This is a genomic window from Vibrio sp. D431a (assembly GCF_030248655.1).
Lineage (GTDB): Bacteria > Pseudomonadota > Gammaproteobacteria > Enterobacterales > Vibrionaceae > Vibrio > Vibrio alginolyticus.
Genome location: NZ_JAHGAP010000033.1, coordinates 46,096 through 64,032, shown reverse-complemented (window position 1 = coordinate 64,032; position 17,937 = coordinate 46,096). Strand labels below are relative to the sequence as shown.

Sequence of the window (17,937 nt, the reverse complement as noted above, 5' to 3'; positions counted from 1 at the left end):
TGATAATCTGATCGAGTTAAAAGTGCAGCCTACCTTGCTTAAGTAAACGCCCCAAAGCCATCCAAATACCTGATGAAGTAAAGATCTCGGCTCGTATACTTTGTTGCCGCTTCGTGATTTAGACTGGCTAGTCCTTTACATCACTACCTAGTCTACAAGCCAAACTATTCCCGCTGAACAAACCATCTCGGGATTACTTAGGTACACTATTTTCTCTTTTTGCAGATGGCACAACAACCGCTACCAATAAAGCTAACAGCAGGAACACAGGGCTAAGCATTAATCCATGCCAGATTGAATACCCATCATGGAACAGCCAGAATATACCAAGCGTCAGTAGGTACGAAAAGTAGCTGCAAAACACCAAGCTAATCGCGACAAAGCGCTTTTGATTAATAATAAGAATCCGCACTAGATACTGGCTAAGAATACCGGAGCAGCGCATGGCAAGTTGCCAATTAATGATAAAGAAAGCAAGCGCAATAAACCCAGCTACGACCAGTGCATCATGCGTGCTTAAAATGAAGTAGCTACCAAATCGGCTTATGATGACCGGATAATCGCCTTCGTATATCGTTGACCAAGATATTGCGTTCGCTGCTGCTACGTAATTGGCAAAATAAGCAATAGCGTAGAAAGTCGTTTGAGAACTGAACGGCTGAAATACATCCCTACAAAATCCTCGCCATTCTTCTTTGTTGGCGGTAGGCCCTACCCAGTCACGTTTTTTTTGGGCGGTACGCTCGGCAAACTCAGGCCCGTTGCGAAACAACAGCCAAAATATATAGAGTGCAAGTATAACCAAGAGTATTGAAAACATACCCTTCCCCCTCAGAAATTATCGGCGCCACTGCCAATGGCGTTGGGGTCGTAAACTGCACTTCCCTGCTATACCTATTTGATTTATCAAAGACTTATTATTTTATTACCACCAAAACTCATTTAATGGCATGCTAAACAGCGATATTTTCACGCTTTGTGCGTGAAGTTCGAAAGCCTACTTTTAGGTTTAGCACAAAAATGGCTACAGCAAAGCGTAAGAGAGGGATTCCGCACCCATCAATGAAGATGAGGCGTTAAGCAGAAGCTGCGACCGCAATGAGAAGAGAAGGATTCAAAGCGGTCATGCATGGGCGAGAAGGCAACTATTTCTCTAACTTTTCTTCAAATACACCAATCTCTCTGCCCAACCAAATCGCGCGTTCTGTGTGATCGAGCAACTCTTCTTCGCTTACTGGGTGAATAAGCACAGAAAAATCGCCTCGAATCGTATCAAGCCACGCCAAGAACTCTTCACTCAATGATTCTAGGTGAATTTCAAACATCGGCATTTTGTGTGGGCCAACTAACCTTCCAACTAATGGAAACACACGCAGCACATCTTGACGCTCTTGACGGATGATCTCGTTCAAGGCTTGCGCTTTATCTTGTTCTCTTAGGGGAAAATAAACATGAGCGTGGTACATAACTTCTCCATAATCACTTCCGCTTGAGCACCACCTACTTTGGATAAGCTCAAGGACTGCCGAGGGTATACATTTGTAATGCCGTCACCCTACCTTGATTCCACTCAGTTGGGAAGAAGTTATGCATTCTCATAAGGTCGAGGCTTCGAGCACAACAAAAATTTGCAATTCATCATATAGCAACTGTTTGAGTTGATTCATTAATAATGACTCACTTTGTCAAATTTTACAGCCAAATTTTGTTGCAAATATGTTTCATTAACCAGTAATTAAATTCGAGTTTAAAAATACCACCAACAAAATATCAGCATATTACTCTGCAAAATCAGGGTGTAAGCAAAACTTTACTACTGATCGAAAGTCAAAATGAAGCATAATTTAACAATTTGTTTACACTTATTGTATCTAGCTATACCACGATTTAGTTAGAGGGTTAGATACAGAAAAGCCTTTCTCTGTATCTTGCGGTGAAATAGTCGCAGCGATGTTATCGACAAATAGTTTAAGGAACGAACAGATGCCTACCGCTATCGAAAGCACACGCAACCTTAGGTATGGCCTTTGCGCTGATATCAGAGTTTGAGTACCCATACAAACTCTGGTTTTGTATGAACAGCTGCAGTCCAAAAGACCCGCAGCGTCAAAAGGAGCTTGAGATGAACGTTCAGGCATTACCCATGCATCGGTTTATCGACCATCGTGGGGACCTCGTCGGCCAACTACCCAACTGGGCTGACACTGAAACATTGGTCGGGTTTTACCGAGACATGGTATTAACTCGCACTTACGACAACAAAGCAGTTGCCTTGCAACGCACCGGTAAGCTAGGGACCTATCCCTCACACTTAGGCGCGGAAGCCATAGGCATTGCGGTCGGCAGAGCACTTAAAGCCGATGATGTGTTTGTCCCTTACTACCGCGATATGCCTGCGATGTGGTGTCGTGGCATTGGCATGGAAAAGAACCTTCAATACTGGGGTGGCGATGAGCGCGGGAGTGATTTTGCTCCTGAGGGCAGTCCGGTTCCTAGCCGAGACCTTCCCTACTGTGTACCCATAGCGACGCAATGTACGCATGCTGTCGGGGTGGCTTCCGCGCTAAAAATTCAAGGTAACCATGAAGCTGCGCTAGTCATGTGCGGCGATGGTGGTACATCCAAAGGGGACTTTCTTGAGTCAATAAACTGCGCAGGTACTTGGAATATTCCACTTGTTTTCGTCGTAAACAATAACCAGTGGGCAATTTCAGTGCCGCGTAGTCTCCAATGTGCCGCCGATTTCTTATCAGAAAAAGCGCAAGGTGCAGGTATACCGGGTATTACTGTCGATGGTAACGATGTCGTCGCCGTTTATGATGCAACTAAAACCGCCCTTGAGAGAGCAAGAAAAGGGAAAGGCGCAACACTCATCGAAGCGGTGAGTTACCGACTGAGTGACCACACTACGGCCGATGATGCGACTCGTTATCGTAAAGAAGATGATGTTCAAACCGCATGGCAATACGAACCTATCGCACGTCTTAAAACGTATCTCCTTAATCAAGGCGCTTGGAGCGACGAACAAGAACAGCAATGGCTAGATTACTGTAAAGAGCAAGTAGAGTTAGCTGTTGAACGCTATCTGAGCTTACCGCCACAAGCACCAGAAACCGGTTTCGATTATTTGTATGAATCGCTACCTCAAGAGCTTCATGCACAAAGAGATGAACTCATCAACAAGGCAATGAGAATGCAGGGAGGCAGACATGGCTGAGCTAACGTTGGTTGAAGCAGTAAACCTTGCCCTGCACCACGAAATGCAACAAGACCCCAATGTTGTCGTATTAGGTGAAGACGTGGGCGATAATGGTGGTGTATTTCGTGCCACTGTCGGACTCAAGCAAGAGTTTGGTCTTAAACGAGTCATCGATACGCCACTCGCTGAAGCCTTAATCGGCGGGGTTGCGGTCGGTATGGCAACGCAAGGATTACGACCTGTCGCCGAATTTCAGTTTCAAGGTTTCGTTTTTCCTGCGATGGAGCACTTAATGTGCCACGCGGCTCGAATGCGTAACAGAACTCGCGGTCGGCTCACTTGTCCCGCGGTTTTCCGTGCGCCATTTGGCGGCGGTATCCACGCTCCGGAACACCACTCAGAAAGCGTGGAAGCGTTATTTGCTCACACTGCTGGATTTAAAGTGGTGATTCCTTCTTCTCCACAACGCGCATACGGCTTACTTCTCGCTGCAATTAGAAGCAATGATCCCGTCATGTTCTTCGAACCGAAGCGCATATATCGCACCGTTAAATCTGAAGTCGTTGATAACGGCGAAGCACTCCCACTCGACACCTGCTTCACCTTACGCAAGGGGCGAGATATCACGCTCGTTACTTGGGGCGCATGCGTCGTAGAGTCACTTCAGGCCGCGCAAACCTTGTCTAGTCAGGGAATTGAAGTCGAGGTGATTGATTTGGCGAGTATTAAGCCAATTGATACCGCGACGATTTTCAGCTCACTAGAAAAAACTGGACGTTTACTCGTTGTTCATGAAGCGAGTAAAACTTGTGGTGTGGGATCTGAGCTATTAGCTCGAACCGCTGAACACGCCATGTGCTTACTTAAAGCCCCACCTAAACGAGTAACTGGAATGGACACCATTATGCCTTATTACCGTAACGAAGATTATTTCATGGTTCAGGAAGAAGACATTGTGACCGCAGCGCGCGAACTCGTGGAGGATTGGAAATGAAGACGTTTAACTTACCCGATCTCGGCGAAGGCCTCGCTGAATCAGAAATTGTAAAATGGCACGTTAATGTCGGTGACATGGTTAAATTAGATCAAGTGATCTTAACCGTAGAGACAGCAAAAGCGACGGTCGACGTCCCTGCCCCCTATTCGGGCCGTGTGGTCAGCCGTCATGGTGAGGAAGGTGAAATCGTCAATATTGGTGCATTACTGCTAGAGATTGATGAAACAGGTGCCGGGAGAGAAGTAACGGCAGAGAAAAAAGCCACTGCTGACGCCGCAACCGTCGTCGGTAGCGTTTCTCACCAAGCGCATCATGTTAACGTTGATGATTTCTGGATTGGTGGCAACCACAACACGACAGAAAGTAACCTCGTTACCGCCCTGCCTTCGGCTCGCTTGTTGGCACAAAAACTTGGGGTAGATCTTAACCTTGTGTCAGGTAGTGGCCCGAACGGACTTATCGTAGATGCCGATATTTACGACGAAGCCGGAAAACAGCGTCCAGGCACCGAAGTTTTGAAAGGTGCTCGACGTACCATGGTATCGTCTATGACCGAATCGCACGAACATGTTGCTGCCGTAACCATTACGGAAGAAGCGTTGTTGGAAGATTGGCTGCCAAACGAAGATATCAGTATCCGCCTTGTTCAAGCGATTGTTCATGCGTGTCAAGAAGAGCCTGCTTTAAACGCTTGGTTTGATGCCGAAACCATGACACGCTGTGTACACACAACGGTCAATGTAGGAATTGCAGTAGATAGCCGTCATGGATTGTACGTACCAGTCTTGCGCCACGCAGATGAATACGAGCCACAAGATGTTCGTCGTTGGCTCGATCAAACCGTTGAAGGGATCAGAGAGAGAAAAATCGGTCGTGAGCAATTGCAGCACGCGACGATTACGCTTTCCAACTTCGGCGCGATTGCCGGTATTTACGCAACACCTGTCGTCACACCGCCACAAGTCGCTATTGTCGGCGCGGGCCGAATACTCGACCGAGTAGTGATAAGAAACGGTCAAGCAATTTCGGTGAAAGCAATGCCGCTATCCGTAACGTTTGATCATCGCGCTTGTACTGGTGGTGAAGCTGCAAGGTTTACGAAAGTACTTGCAGAGCACCTGCAACGTCCGAGCGAAAAGTAACTTATAAAAATCAAATGATAAAGGCTTCCAATTTGGAAGCCTTTTGTTTTAGGGAACAAGACTATATCTACAGCTTCTCTAACAGCTCAGGCATTACCACAAACAAATCGCCGACCAATCCATAATCTGCAATGTCAAAAATAGGCGCATCAGGATCGCTATTAATTGCAACAATCACCTTGGAATCTTTCATTCCCGCCAAATGCTGGATCGCGCCAGAAATTCCGACGGCAATGTATAACTCCGGTGCAACAATTTTGCCGGTTTGCCCAACTTGATGGTCATTAGACACATAGCCCGCATCGACCGCCGCTCGTGACGCCCCTACCGCTCCACCTAGCTTGTCAGCCAATTGTTCTACTAAAACAAACTTCTCTTTACTCCCGAATGCACGCCCCCCCGACACCACTACTCTAGCCGCTGGCAATTCTGGTCGCTCACTTTCTGGCGTTTGTTGCGAAACAAACTCACTAAGTTTATTGATAATCACCGTGTCGACTTGAGTAAGCTTAGGGACAACTGGCGTGTCAGATAGCTCTGCGGCATCAAAAGCCGTACTTCTTATGGTCATCACTTTATAGGGATCATTCGACGTGACTCTCGCCAATGCATTTCCAGCATAAATTGGACGAATCACCGTATCGATAGACTCGATTGTCATCACGTCAGAAAGTTGACCAACATTAAGCAACGCCGCCACACGAGGCATCACATTCTTACCAAATGTACTGGCAGGAGAAAGAATGTGTGAGTAGTTTTTGGCTACTTGTGAGATCAAAGGTGCGATATTTTCCGCTAAGCCATGTTCATATCCCTTCGCATCAACCCAGATAATTTCTGCAACACCCTGAACGCAATTCAACTCATCCAAAACTGATTGGCACTGATATCCAATAAGCAACACAGAAACAGGAAGCGATTTATCATCATCCTTAATCTCAAATGCCGCTTTAATTGCACACAGCGTCCCTACAGCCAACGATTGGTTGTCATGCTCTGCGAGCACAAGTGTTGCTAATGGTCGGTCTTCCATGGTCATGCCTCATATAACACGTCAGATCCATTACTTGAGCTTAGTCCACTTCACGTTAACGTCAACTGAGCTATAGTTTTCTGTATAGAAACCAAAAACCTGTCACGCAGATGACGATAATAGAAAGGAAGCATAAAGATGGAACGAGAATGCATGGAGTTTGATGTCGTGATCGTGGGGGCCGGACCCGCAGGCTTAAGCGCCGCTTGTCGGCTAGCTCAACTCAACCAAGACAGTGAAGGTGACGCACTTTCAATTTGCGTTGTAGAAAAAGGCTCAGAAGTGGGCGCACATATTTTATCTGGCGCTGTTTTTGAAACTAGTGCCTTAGATGAGCTTTTCCCCGACTGGAAAGAAATGGAGGCCCCGCTAGCAGCCTCGGTTCAACGAGATAATTTCCTTTATCTTACTACTGAACAAAACCATATTCGAGTTCCTCACATCCTTACACCGCGTCCAATGATAAATGGCGAGAATAATTACGTAATTAGCCTTGCCAACCTTTGCCGTTGGCTCGCTAACCAAGCAGAAAATCTTGGGGTGGAAGTTTTTCCGGGCTTTGCCGCTGCAAGCATCAATTATGATCAGACTGGCGCCGTGACAGGCATTAACACGAGCGATATGGGACTAGATAAGAACGGCCAGGCCAAACCTAACTTTGAACCAGGTATCGAGCTAAGGGCAAAATACACCCTTTTTGCTGAAGGTTGTCGCGGACATCTGGGTAAAGAACTTATTCAAAGGTTCGACCTAGACGCAGGAAAGCAACCACAGCACTACGCGCTTGGCCTAAAAGAGATATGGGAGTTACCCACTGACAGTAAGGATGTATCTGGCAGTGTTATCCACTCCGCTGGCTGGCCCTTGAGTGAAACAAATACCACAGGCGGCGGTTTTCTCTATCACATGGAGAACAACCAAATCGCTGTCGGGCTTATTGTCGACTTGAATTACAGCAATCCTTACTTAAGTCCGTTTGACGAATTTCAACGCTTTAAGCACCACCCTGCAATCGAACAACATTTGAAAGGCGCTCAACGCATCGCTTACGGCGCAAGAGCCATTGCGAAAGGCGGACTGTCTTCTCTGCCGAAACAGCAATTCCCCGGCGGTTTATTGATTGGTTGTGATGCGGGCACCTTAAACGTCGCTAAGATCAAAGGCAGCCATACTGCGATGAAATCCGGTTTGTTAGCCGCAGAAGCCATTGCCGAAGCATTCACACAATCCAATTCGGAACCGGATTACCAAACCAAGTTTGAAGATTCATGGTTGTATGAAGAACTCAGTAACACACGCAACTTTGGTGCGAACATTCACAAATTCGGCAGCGTACTCGGCGGCGCACTTTCCACCTTCGAACACAATCTGTGGCAGCCTCTGCTTAAGAAACCAATCCCGTGGACAATCACAGATCCTTCGCACGATCACGAACAGCTGAAACCAATTGATGAGTGCCAACCTATTCAATACTCGAAACCAGATGGTGTAATCAGCTTCGATAAACCCTCATCAGTATTTTTGTCTGGTACACAACACGAAGAAAATCAACCTTGCCACTTGCAACTCGCCTATCCTCATATTCCAATTCAAGTCCATTTGAAGAAGTTTGATGAGCCAAGCCAGCGCTACTGCCCTGCTGGTGTGTATGAAGTGGTAGAAGTCGAAGGCGAGCGAATGTTCCAAATCAATGCCGCAAACTGCGTGCATTGCAAAACCTGTGACATCAAAGATCCTTCGCAAAATATCACATGGAAAGCACCAGAAGGTGGCGGCGGACCGAGCTATCAAAACATGTAGAAACGTTAGTATGTTTACGATCTAACAAATGGATAAATAAACCGATTGGCAGAGCATCATTACTCCTGCCAATCGGCAAAATGTTCAAGCAGAAAATCGATAGCTAATCGCGCTCTTAGTGGCAAAAAGTGACGATTCTGATACACAATCCAGCTGCTGTTACCACTTCCCCAATAGGGTTCAAGGATTGGAACCAAACGACCAGACGAAATAGCATCGTTGAAACTGCTCTTGGGTAAGTACGCCACGCCTAACCCTTCCGCACAGGCTTGCAAAACCGTGTGTGCGTTATTGCTCTTCCACCTGCCCTGCACTTTTACGCCATCTAAAGGCTTGCCGTCTTTTTCAAACAACCAAACGTCTTTGTTGGCAATAATGCAGCTATGACGCTTGAGTTGCTCAGGGTGCGTTGGCAAACCATGTTCATCAAGATAACGCTGACTGGCTGCCGCAGCCATGGGACGATCCACCAGCTTTCTCGCAACCAAGCCTGAATCATTCAACCTGCCGTAACGAATGGCAAAATCGAAACCATCTTCGATAAAGTTGACCATACTGGTGTTGAAGTTGATCTCCACCGTGAGATTAGGATGTTGCTTGGCAAACGCCATCAAGGCAGGCGCTACATGGTTCTCAGAAAACGCACCAGCGGCACTCACGCGTAACGTACCGCTCAATTGAGTTTGCTGCGTGGTGAGTTGCTCATTGGCTTGCTGAAGTCCAATAACCAATTCTTTACACTGCTGATAATACGCTTGCCCCGCTTCCGTTAGACTCACCATTCTTGTCGAACGCGCTAACAAAGCGACACCTAGTCGCTCTTCTAATCTTGTGACTTGGCGGCTGACGTGACTGGTACTGCAACCTAACTGTTTTGCCGCTGCAGAAAACCCTAAGCTCTCAGCAACCGTAACAAACTCATTGATGCCTTCAAAACTGTCCATACTTACCTTTGCTATATAGCAATAATGTTTTGCCAATTAATCGTATTATCACTTATTTGTTTAGCAATTAGTATGAAGGTGTTCAACAAATACACGTAAGCCAAAAAGGAAACCATCATGAAGAAAGTACTCATCATTGTGACGAACCATGCGACCCTTGGTGAAACTGACCAAGCAAACGGAACTTACGCGCCAGAGCTCACTCATGCCCTTAGCGAGCTACTGGGTGCTGGCTTCGATTACGACATTGCCTCTATCAAAGGTGGACAAGCACCACTGTACGGAACCGACATCGAAGGCGACGCAGTAAACGAGAAAATCTTGGCGGATGATGATTTCCAGAACCGCATCAACAACACGATTCCAGTGTCACAAATCAACGGTGACAACTACGATGCGATCTTCTATCCGGGTGGTTTTGGTCTTCTTTCAGACCTGGCGAGCAACGAAGATTTTGCCAAGATTTCTGCGAAACACTATGAAGATGGCGGTATTGTGGCAGCAGTTTGTCATGGTCCGGGCGCTCTTCTCCCTATCACGCTTAGCAATGGTGAAAAGCTGCTTGCGTCTAAATCAGTAACAGGTTTCACTCGCGAAGAAGAGATCGACTTCGGCACCATCAACGACATCCCATTCCTATTGGAAGAGTCTCTAGCACGTGGCGCAGCGCGATACTCTAAAGTGCAACCATGGCAAGAGCTTGTGATTGTGGACGACCGTGTCATCACAGGTCAAAACCCAACGAGCGCACACGGCGTAGGCAGAGCGATTGTTGAACACCTAGCTTAAACGCGCCGGAAACGACAACCATCCTAGAAGAGGAAAGCGTGCTTTGTCATGCTTTCCCTTGCTACAGGCGATCGCAAGATGCGCTTATACTTCTACCCCTGCTTCATCTTCTTCTACGATATCCGTTTCTTGGCTCGCCTCTTCCAACCATTGCTTTAGAGATTCACTTGCTAGCACCTTCTGTTGGTAAGCTTTGGCACCTTCCGATAGCTCGATACCGTAAGTTTGGAAACGCAATGCCACAGGTGCATACATGGCATCTGCAATCGACCATTCTCCAAATAACCAGCCGTCTGGATACAGATTGGCTTGTTCTGCCCAAATAGCGTCAATACGTGCAATATCTTTACGTGCACCTTCAGTTAAATCGACTTTTCTGCGCGCGCGGATATTCATTGGGAGTTCGTTTCTTAAATCAAAGAAACCCGAGTGCATTTCTGAAGCGATGGCGCGTGCTTTAGCCCGTTCTGCGGAGTTGCTTGGCCATGCTTTACCTTGCAGGTATTGCTCGTTTACGTATTCCAAAATCGCTAATGAATCCCACACGGTTGCATCGCCATCCACCAAGGTCGGTACTTTAGCCGTTGGTGTAATACCTTCCAAGGTCTTGTAAAAATCCTCCGTAAATAACGTCAGCTTAGTGACTTCCACATCCAATTTGAATTGAGAAAAGATCACCCATGCGCGCAGTGACCAGCTTGAGTAGTTTTGGTTAGCAATAAACAGTTTCATGACGCCTCCATGCGGTTCGTGTTTTGAGTACCCATTCACAATATCTGATTGTATTTAAGGGGACTAACGGATAGTTTTGATGGAACACTTCAACAAAAACGATGGATGAGTTTTAGATATGGATATCGATGCGTTACGCAGCTTTCTTGCTTTTGTAGAAACGGGCAGTTTCACTCGAGCAGCCAAGCAGATCAATCGCACCCAATCAGCGTTCAGTGCACAAATGCGTAAGCTGGAAGACGAACTCAGCGTCAGCTTGTTTGAAAAAGAAGGTCGCAACCTAGTATTGAGTGAAGCAGGGCTGGCACTGCGCTCTCACGCCGAACAATTGGTCAGCTTGCACAATCAAGCACTGAAACAAGTGAAACGCTATGAAAATAAGCGCCCTCTTCGCTTGGGTTGCCCCGAGGATTACAACGATAATATCCTGCCTAAAGTCATCCGCGTATTACAGCAATCTGAGCCCACATGTTCGATTCAAGTCTTTAGTGAGCCGAGCATCACCTTGAGAGAAAAACTTGATGAAGGAAAGCTAGACGCCGCTATTGTGACAAGAGCACCGGACAGTGAGGAAGGTTACTGGCTAGCAAGCGACAAAGGCGTGTGGATTGCTCATCCTGATTTTGACATCGAGCAAGCCCAACCTCTCCCTCTCGCCCTATTCCAAACCGACTGCAAATACCATGCGGCAGCAGTAGACGGATTAACCAAACGTGGTACTCCTTATCAACTACTGGCATGTTGCAATACGGCCTCTGCACAACGAGCGATTGTACGTTCAGGCATGGCTATCGGTGCGATGGGCAGTATTAGCGTTAGCGAGGATCTTAAGATCTTAGACGATATGCCATCGCTACCTTCCGTGGATATCGTTTTGGTCACGGGCGTCGAGCCTCATCCGATACTGGATAAAGAATGCTTGGCGCAATTGGTTGAGTTAATGGCTTAACTAAACTCGCTAACCAATCACAAAGTTGAATTCGCCCGTTAATCGCCCGTCGATTCGTATGGTTTCAAACTGTAGATAATCACGGGCTTTACCACCCCACCATTCGTCACCAGTATTGCCTTTTAAGTACAACTGAGTGGTCAGGAGCTCTTGGTTATCCCGCCACAACTTAACGTGAATGTGCGGCGGACGAGTGGCATAAGGCACTGGATACAAAGTCTGGAATAAGTAGCGACCATCCGATTGGGTTTCTGCCGCGCCAAAGCCTGCAAAATGAGCATCAAACTTATCATTACTTGGCTGCTTAGGATGATCGTAAATCCCCTGCCCATCACATTGCCAGATTTCTACCTTGATGCCTGAAACGGGGTTTCCTGTTGTATCTACGACTTTGCCTTGCAGCACAATAGGCTCACCAAGCAAGCCCTCCGATTGCAGAATCAAGTTTTGACGAAGAGGAATGTCCACCACTGGATAAAATGGCCCTTCTGTTTGTGCTGGCGTCGGCCGCATTGGTGTTTTCGCTTTTAGAGAGGGTGCGAACAACAATGTCCACAGCGCTAAAAAGTGTCTTCTTTCCATGATGCCACCAATGCAATTGCGTTGAATTAAGTTTGGTGGAACTTGAGGAATTTTCCATGACGAATATAAAAAATGCCCCTGCAAGAGAGTCAGTTGCAGAGGCACTGTGGAACTAAATTGAGTGTTGATTGAAGGTTTATGCGGCTTCGAACGCCAATGCTTTCTTCTCTACTTGACGGAAAATGAGAGTTAGCACACCATTTACCGTTAAATAAAATGCGCCCGCAATACCAAATACCGTCAACGTATCGTAAGTTTGTGCATTAATGCGCTGCGCGTAACCCATCAGATCCATGATCGTAATCGTGCTTGCTAGTGAGGTGCCTTTGAAGACCAAAATCACTTCGTTCGAGTAAGCCGGAACAGCGCGGCGAATGGCGTATGGCAGCAGCACCTTCAGTGTCGCGGTTTTGTTCATGCCTAATGCACGACACGCTTGCCATTGACCGGAAGGAATCGCGTTAAACGCTCCTTTGAACAACTGAGTGCTGTATGCCGCGGTATTGAGTGCTAGCGCTAACATCGCACAGAACCAAGGTTGGCTTAACCATGTCCAGAATACACTTTCTCTTACAGCATCAAACTGGCCCGGACCGTAGTACACCAAGAAGATCTGTACCAACAAAGGCGTACCTGTGAACAAGGTGATGATGCCACGACTTACCCAATGCAAACCCGGAGTACGTAGGATCAGAGTCAGCGTCATCATCAGAGCTAAGAGACAGCCGACAACCAAGGAAGCGGCGGTCAATTGAAGGCTAGTGCCTAAGCCATCCAGCATTTGCCAAACGTGTTGTTCGTTCATGCAGTTGCCTCCTGTCCCATGCTCATGCCTTGAATTGAGAACTTCTTATCAATCAGTTTGACGGCACGTTGTGTAATCAAAGTAATGCCTAGGTAAATCGCCGCAGCGGTTGCGTACCAAGTAAACGCTTCATGCGTCGCTGCAGATGTTAGCTGCGCTTGCTTCAACAAATCCGTTACACCAATCAGTGATACAAGCGCGGTATCTTTCAGCAAAACCAACCATTGGTTCGTTAAGCCTGGTAGCGCGTGTCTTACTGCTTGTGGCAAAACAATGCGAACGAAAGCGTGTGCTTGACTGATGCCGAGTGCACTTGCTGCTTCTCTCTGCTCTCTTCCAACGGCTTTTAATGCGCCACGTAGAGTTTGAGAAGCATAAGAAGCGAAGATCAATGACAACGCCACCACGCCAGACAAGAACGGGCTAACTTCAATAAAGTCGCCGGTGATTAAAAACAGAACCTGCGTCGAACCAAAATAGATAAACAACACGACAAGGATTTCTGGCAAACCACGTACAATCGTCACAAACGCCGTCATTGGCCATTTAACGAAAACGCGGCGAGACATTTCACCACTGGCGAATACCACTGCCAGAATCAAACCGACTAAAAGGCTTGTGAAGGCCAGCTGGACAGTCATCCAACTAGCTTGAACAAGCGATAAAGAGTAACCCGTTAGTGCCATATTACTTACCGAAGTACTTGTTGTAGATTACGTCGTATTCGCCGTTCGCTTTCACTGTTTTCAGTGCCGTGTTCAGCTTGTTCACTAGCTCGTCGTTACCTTTGTTTACTGCGATACCGAAACCGTTACCGAAGTATTTAGGGTTAGTAACGTGCTCACCAACGTACGCTAGGTTATCTTCTTTCTTGAACCATTCTGCTACGACTGCTGTGTCACCGAATACAGAATCAATACGGCCATTCTTCATATCGATGAATGCGTCTTGGTAGCTTGAGTAAGGAACCGCTGTTACACCTGGCATTTGCTCAATTAGGTAACTTTGGTGTGTTGAACCGTTTTGAACACCAACACGCTTACCTTCTAGTGCTTTTTGATCAGCCACTTTTTCTTTGATAGAAACAAACGCTGCTGAGTTGTCGTAGTAAGGGTCAGAAAAATTCACTTGCTCCAAACGCGCGTCAGTAATATCCATGGCAGAGATAGCCGCATCGTAACGCTTGAATTTTAATGCAGGGATCAGGCTGTCAAAAGATTGGTTGTGGAAGGTACATTTTGCTTCCATTTCTTTACATAATGCATTCGCCAGATCCACATCAAAACCTTGAATTTGGTTGTTTTCATCCATGTATTCGAACGGTGCGTAAGTCGCTTCCATCGCGAATTTGATCTCTTCTTGTGCTGCTGCGTTTGCTGCCATAGTTGCAGAAGAAAGGCCGATTAGTGAAGCTAGTAGAATCTTTTTCATTGCAATACTCCGTGTGTACTTAGTGGGCTGACACTCGCAATGACAGCCGAGCTTATCTGTTAAATAGACTGAACTTTAAAAACGTGATTTAGTGATTTAGTGATTTAAGTAGTCAGCAAACTGGGCGGTTTGCGGGTTAGAAAACGAATCATTTGTGCCGTGCTCAACGATGTGTCCTTTTTCTAAATACAGTACGTGACTAGCGATTTTCTTGGCGAAATCCACTTCGTGCGTCACAACTACTTGTGTAATTCCGGTTTCGCTTAAATTTTTAATAATCTTAACGACTTGGTTAGTAATTTCCGGATCAAGCGCAGCGGTCGGTTCATCAAAAAGCAAGACTTCCGGTTTCATCATCAATGCACGAGCAATCGCCACACGTTGTTGCTGACCACCAGAAAGTTGCATCGGCCATGCATCCGCTTTGTCTGCCAAATGCAGCGTCGCAAGAATTTGCATTGCCTGCTTCTTCGCTTCTTCTTTATCCATGCCAGCGACTTTTACCGGAGCCTCAATCAGGTTCTCCATCACTGTCATGTGTGGCCATAGGTTGTACTGCTGGAACACCATGCCTACTTTACGACGAAGTGCTAAACCTTGTTTCTCTTTGATTTCAGTAGAGAAATCAAAAACATCATTTGCGATGTTTAGCTTGCCGTTATCCGCACCTTCAAGAAGGTTAAGAACACGTAGTAGAGAGCTCTTCCCTGCACCACTTGGACCAAGTAACACCAGTGTTTCGCCGCTTTCACACTTAAAGCTGACATCGTGAAGCACTTGTGTCTCACCGTAGGATTTATTGATTCCGCTTACCTGAATAGTCATGCTGACATACCGCATTAATTGTCACTTGGCATTTATATTACTCAAAAGGATTTTTTATGCAATAAAAATGTATAAAAATTAATTTTGTTAAATTTTTGTATGATAAGCAATCAATACAACAGAGAATATGACTGGTTTAATCAGTTGGTTTTAACTGAAATTGTTGATGAAAATCCAACAATATGATGGCAATCGAAACAAGGTTAAAATTCTGGTTACTTTTGTGCTTGTGTAGACGGAATTTTGAGTCTTTGAGCGTACTACACCCGACGCAGACCTTCTCATTTTTGCCGGGCTCCCCTCGATTTCCGGTAAAGCCTTCTATCGGCGGGTTCCTGATTAGGACTTTGTGAATGGACTATAATTTCTCTTTGTATTCTGGCCTTTAATTCGAGTCATCTAAGTATGAGTGAGATAACCCCATGTTGAAGTCGCATTGTTTTTCTCTCATTGCACTTGCTTCTCTGAGCTTACTTTCTATACCCAGCGTTTGGAGTAGAACAGCAATCGTGTTACCTGGATTGCATGAACAGGGTATTGATCTTCAAGATAAGCCTATCTCTGCTGTGGCTACACGTGAATGGGAACTGGATCATGCTGATATCGTGTTTGGAGCTTACAAAGATAAGAGTGATAACGAGCGTGTAAAAGCGCTTGGTTACATGTACAACCAAAAGCTGGAACTTAACTCAGGTTGGCTGGAAAACGATATACGTAACCAAGCAGAACTGAATGGAATTGACTACGAAGATTTCTTTCTCCACTTTTCTGAAGACACTATCCTAGCTGAAGTCGACTCAAGCCATGGTGAAAATACCTTACTCAATCGAAAACCGATGATCGTTGGCTATACCGCCAGCGCTGACCACGCCGGCTTTTGGCTATATCAACCACCGCCATGGGATGCTGATGTATTTGGCCAGGCGAATAATGGTGGAGCCCTCTATGTCTATCACTCAGAGAAGTTCGACCGCTTAGCCTTTACGTTCTCTCAGTTTGCTCAAGGCGGCAGCTTCACGATTGAATACCCTTCTGCTATCGACTCGTTTGGTCGGGTAACAGAATGGAAACGCTTCGCGATTAAAAAAGACAAAACTGAGAACATGACTAAAAACCAAACAGTAAACTGGTCTGTTCCTTCGGATTGGGTTCGCGCTACAACGCATGATGGTAGCGGAAAAACTTATGGTGGCGGTCAGTACTTTGGCTCCACCTTTTTACGCGACGGCGGCCGCCTTTACTTTGCGAAAATTACTTGGCATGACGGCAACATAGAAAACCGCCCACGTCTCGAAAACATTCAACTCAAAAATAGCTTCCCTGCCGTCAATATCTCAGGAGCACCAACGGAGACACCGGAAGGCCAAACCATTCAACGCTGGCGTAAAATTCGTGGCTTCGACAAATCTGCAGATCGAAACCAAGACAATTATCTTTCTTGGAATGAATACAAAAACCGTTCGAATAAGAATGCAACGGCCCGATTTCGTTGGGAGTCACGGGTTATTCCATTTGGTCGTATGTGGAATCAAACCTCTTCTTGGGCATTGACCAATCTCGGTAATCCCGTTTTTACCAATACAATGCGCCACTATTACCAAGCTGAATGGGCGAAACAAGGTTTAAATGGTGCGTACAACGACGATACGAATAAGTTACTCGGTGCAAATCAGTTCTACATATATTCCGGAGGCACAGTGGATGAACTTGGTTTGGTGGCGGGTAGCCAAGCTGCTGACGATGCTTACAAAGCGCAATTCTCGGCGTTCTTGAATAAACTGGCAACGCTGGATGAAGATGCGTTAATTGGCCTCAACATAGGTACGGCAAACTTATTCGGTCGTAATGGGCAAAACCACTTGGTTAACGCTGGCTCCTTGTACTTGCGCGAGCACTACCTTTTCCCTGCTACCGGCTTTAGTGGCTATGCTGGCTTGGCTAAATTTTGGGATAACTCTGCACTCGCCAAAGCGGGTCAGAAAGTGATTTATCAAGCGACCACGCGTTATGGTCGAGTTCAATACTTTGGCAACACTGAGGATAACTGGAAACAGGACCAATACTCTGCACTAGCGGTGTTCTACTTAAACTATCACCCTGAGCGCAGTTACTTTAATCAGTGGAACAATGGCTACTTATATGGAAGTAATAACACAACAGGTGACAACTTCTGGAAAGCAGGCGTACCAAAGAATATTGCTTATCAACCTAGCACCTTGCTTGCCGTTGATTTGGGAGAGCCTGCCAATCAAACACCAGAGGGATATCAGGCGACTCCGGTAATGATGTCCACCAGCACGCCCTATCCTGCCGATTACACAGTCATTGGAGATGCTTCTATGAGCAAAGTGGCTCATCCTGACTTGCCCAATGGCTCTATCGATTTGTTACCAACCCATACGTACTTTGCGTATCACTCAGACGATACGGTAGTGATGCATGGCCCTACAGAGATGGTGTTAGCCCGAGAATTCACCAAAGGCAGAGTTCTGTATCGAACTGATTTCTTTGGCAAGAATATCGATTATTTCACCTCACCGAAGATGACAATCGCGCTTCCAGAGCCTATGCGACCTGTAGATCAAGACGGTAACATCGGCGACTATGTTTCTCATATTGAGATTGGCGGCTACGAAGGAGTGTTCTTGCTACATTAACTCCCTTTCAACCCCTCTCACCAAACGCTTCATAAATCGCCGTTTTTATGCT

General features: G+C 46.3%; 18 protein-coding genes. 7 read left to right on the top strand and 11 right to left on the bottom strand.

Features of this window, described 5'->3' with window-relative positions; genetic code table 11:
- Positions 1 to 193 precede the first annotated feature (193 nt).
- The 3 genes from KJB35_RS24770 to KJB35_RS24760 form a co-directional block, all read right to left on the bottom strand.
- On the bottom strand, positions 194 to 820 hold the full coding sequence (locus KJB35_RS24770; protein ID WP_005388545.1) for a hypothetical protein: 627 nt from the start codon (positions 818 to 820) through the stop codon (positions 194 to 196).
- Positions 821 to 1,145: 325 nt separating this feature from the next.
- Positions 1,146 to 1,466 carry a DOPA 4,5-dioxygenase family protein gene (locus tag KJB35_RS24765; protein WP_005375836.1) on the bottom strand — a complete coding sequence of 107 codons (321 nt, stop codon included), beginning with the start codon at positions 1,464 to 1,466 and terminating at the stop codon, positions 1,146 to 1,148.
- A gap of 405 nt (positions 1,467 to 1,871) precedes the next feature.
- Positions 1,872 to 2,057 (bottom strand): hypothetical protein, encoded by a 186-nt coding sequence (locus KJB35_RS24760; protein ID WP_258482138.1) that lies wholly within the window; start codon positions 2,055 to 2,057, stop codon positions 1,872 to 1,874.
- A gap of 65 nt (positions 2,058 to 2,122) precedes the next feature.
- Here KJB35_RS24760 and pdhA point away from each other — a divergent pair, with 65 nt between their 5' ends.
- Genes pdhA through KJB35_RS24745 form a run of 3 tightly spaced genes read left to right on the top strand, consistent with a single transcriptional unit; the run spans position 2,123 to position 5,338 of the window.
- Positions 2,123 to 3,217 carry a pyruvate dehydrogenase (acetyl-transferring) E1 component subunit alpha gene (pdhA, locus tag KJB35_RS24755; RefSeq protein ID WP_025998586.1) on the top strand — a complete coding sequence of 365 codons (1,095 nt, stop codon included), beginning with the start codon at positions 2,123 to 2,125 and terminating at the stop codon, positions 3,215 to 3,217.
- Complete coding sequence (locus KJB35_RS24750) at positions 3,210 to 4,193, top strand: alpha-ketoacid dehydrogenase subunit beta (RefSeq protein ID WP_017634235.1); 984 nt, start codon at positions 3,210 to 3,212, stop codon at positions 4,191 to 4,193. Before pdhA ends, KJB35_RS24750 begins: the two co-directional genes overlap by 8 nt.
- A complete protein-coding gene (locus KJB35_RS24745) occupies positions 4,190 to 5,338 on the top strand; it encodes a dihydrolipoamide acetyltransferase family protein (RefSeq protein WP_005375831.1) in 1,149 nt (382 codons plus the stop codon). Before KJB35_RS24750 ends, KJB35_RS24745 begins: the two co-directional genes overlap by 4 nt.
- Positions 5,339 to 5,405: 67 nt before the next feature.
- On the opposite strand, the gene KJB35_RS24740 is transcribed toward KJB35_RS24745, so the two are convergent.
- Positions 5,406 to 6,371 (bottom strand): electron transfer flavoprotein subunit alpha/FixB family protein, encoded by a 966-nt coding sequence (locus KJB35_RS24740; RefSeq protein ID WP_005375829.1) that lies wholly within the window; start codon positions 6,369 to 6,371, stop codon positions 5,406 to 5,408.
- 138 nt (positions 6,372 to 6,509) lie between these two features.
- On the opposite strand from KJB35_RS24740, the gene KJB35_RS24735 reads away from it, so the two are divergent.
- Positions 6,510 to 8,171, top strand: a complete 1,662-nt coding sequence (locus KJB35_RS24735; protein WP_268208348.1) for an electron transfer flavoprotein-ubiquinone oxidoreductase — start codon at positions 6,510 to 6,512, stop codon at positions 8,169 to 8,171.
- A gap of 59 nt (positions 8,172 to 8,230) precedes the next feature.
- Here KJB35_RS24735 and KJB35_RS24730 read toward each other — a convergent pair whose 3' ends face one another.
- On the bottom strand, positions 8,231 to 9,115 hold the full coding sequence (locus KJB35_RS24730) for a LysR family transcriptional regulator (protein ID WP_268208346.1): 885 nt from the start codon (positions 9,113 to 9,115) through the stop codon (positions 8,231 to 8,233).
- A 117-nt stretch (positions 9,116 to 9,232) separates the two neighbouring features.
- Between KJB35_RS24730 and KJB35_RS24725 the strand changes: the two genes are divergently transcribed.
- Positions 9,233 to 9,904 (top strand): type 1 glutamine amidotransferase domain-containing protein, encoded by a 672-nt coding sequence (locus KJB35_RS24725; protein WP_017821211.1) that lies wholly within the window; start codon positions 9,233 to 9,235, stop codon positions 9,902 to 9,904.
- A gap of 84 nt (positions 9,905 to 9,988) precedes the next feature.
- On the opposite strand, the gene KJB35_RS24720 is transcribed toward KJB35_RS24725, so the two are convergent.
- On the bottom strand, positions 9,989 to 10,636 hold the full coding sequence (locus KJB35_RS24720; protein WP_205391138.1) for a glutathione S-transferase family protein: 648 nt from the start codon (positions 10,634 to 10,636) through the stop codon (positions 9,989 to 9,991).
- A 118-nt stretch (positions 10,637 to 10,754) separates the two neighbouring features.
- On the opposite strand from KJB35_RS24720, the gene KJB35_RS24715 reads away from it, so the two are divergent.
- Complete coding sequence (locus tag KJB35_RS24715; RefSeq protein WP_061008461.1) at positions 10,755 to 11,585, top strand: LysR family transcriptional regulator; 831 nt, start codon at positions 10,755 to 10,757, stop codon at positions 11,583 to 11,585.
- 9 nt (positions 11,586 to 11,594) lie between these two features.
- Here KJB35_RS24715 and KJB35_RS24710 read toward each other — a convergent pair whose 3' ends face one another.
- The 5 genes from KJB35_RS24710 to artP form a co-directional block, all read right to left on the bottom strand.
- Positions 11,595 to 12,167 (bottom strand): protocatechuate 3,4-dioxygenase, encoded by a 573-nt coding sequence (locus KJB35_RS24710; protein ID WP_205391136.1) that lies wholly within the window; start codon positions 12,165 to 12,167, stop codon positions 11,595 to 11,597.
- A 136-nt stretch (positions 12,168 to 12,303) separates the two neighbouring features.
- Positions 12,304 to 12,972, bottom strand: a complete 669-nt coding sequence (gene artM / locus KJB35_RS24705) for an arginine ABC transporter permease ArtM (RefSeq protein WP_005388569.1) — start codon at positions 12,970 to 12,972, stop codon at positions 12,304 to 12,306.
- The gene (gene artQ / locus KJB35_RS24700) at positions 12,969 to 13,658 is read right to left on the bottom strand and encodes an arginine ABC transporter permease ArtQ (protein ID WP_268208339.1); all 690 of its coding nucleotides are present in this window, start codon (positions 13,656 to 13,658) and stop codon (positions 12,969 to 12,971) included. Before artQ ends, artM begins: the two co-directional genes overlap by 4 nt.
- A gap of 1 nt (position 13,659) precedes the next feature.
- A complete protein-coding gene (locus KJB35_RS24695; RefSeq protein ID WP_005431576.1) occupies positions 13,660 to 14,403 on the bottom strand; it encodes an arginine ABC transporter substrate-binding protein in 744 nt (247 codons plus the stop codon).
- Positions 14,404 to 14,499: 96 nt separating this feature from the next.
- Positions 14,500 to 15,228, bottom strand: a complete 729-nt coding sequence (artP, locus tag KJB35_RS24690) for an arginine ABC transporter ATP-binding protein ArtP (RefSeq protein ID WP_086013014.1) — start codon at positions 15,226 to 15,228, stop codon at positions 14,500 to 14,502.
- 422 nt (positions 15,229 to 15,650) lie between these two features.
- Here artP and KJB35_RS24685 point away from each other — a divergent pair, with 422 nt between their 5' ends.
- A complete protein-coding gene (locus tag KJB35_RS24685) occupies positions 15,651 to 17,885 on the top strand; it encodes a hypothetical protein (protein ID WP_136976438.1) in 2,235 nt (744 codons plus the stop codon).
- Positions 17,886 to 17,937: the final 52 nt, after the last annotated feature.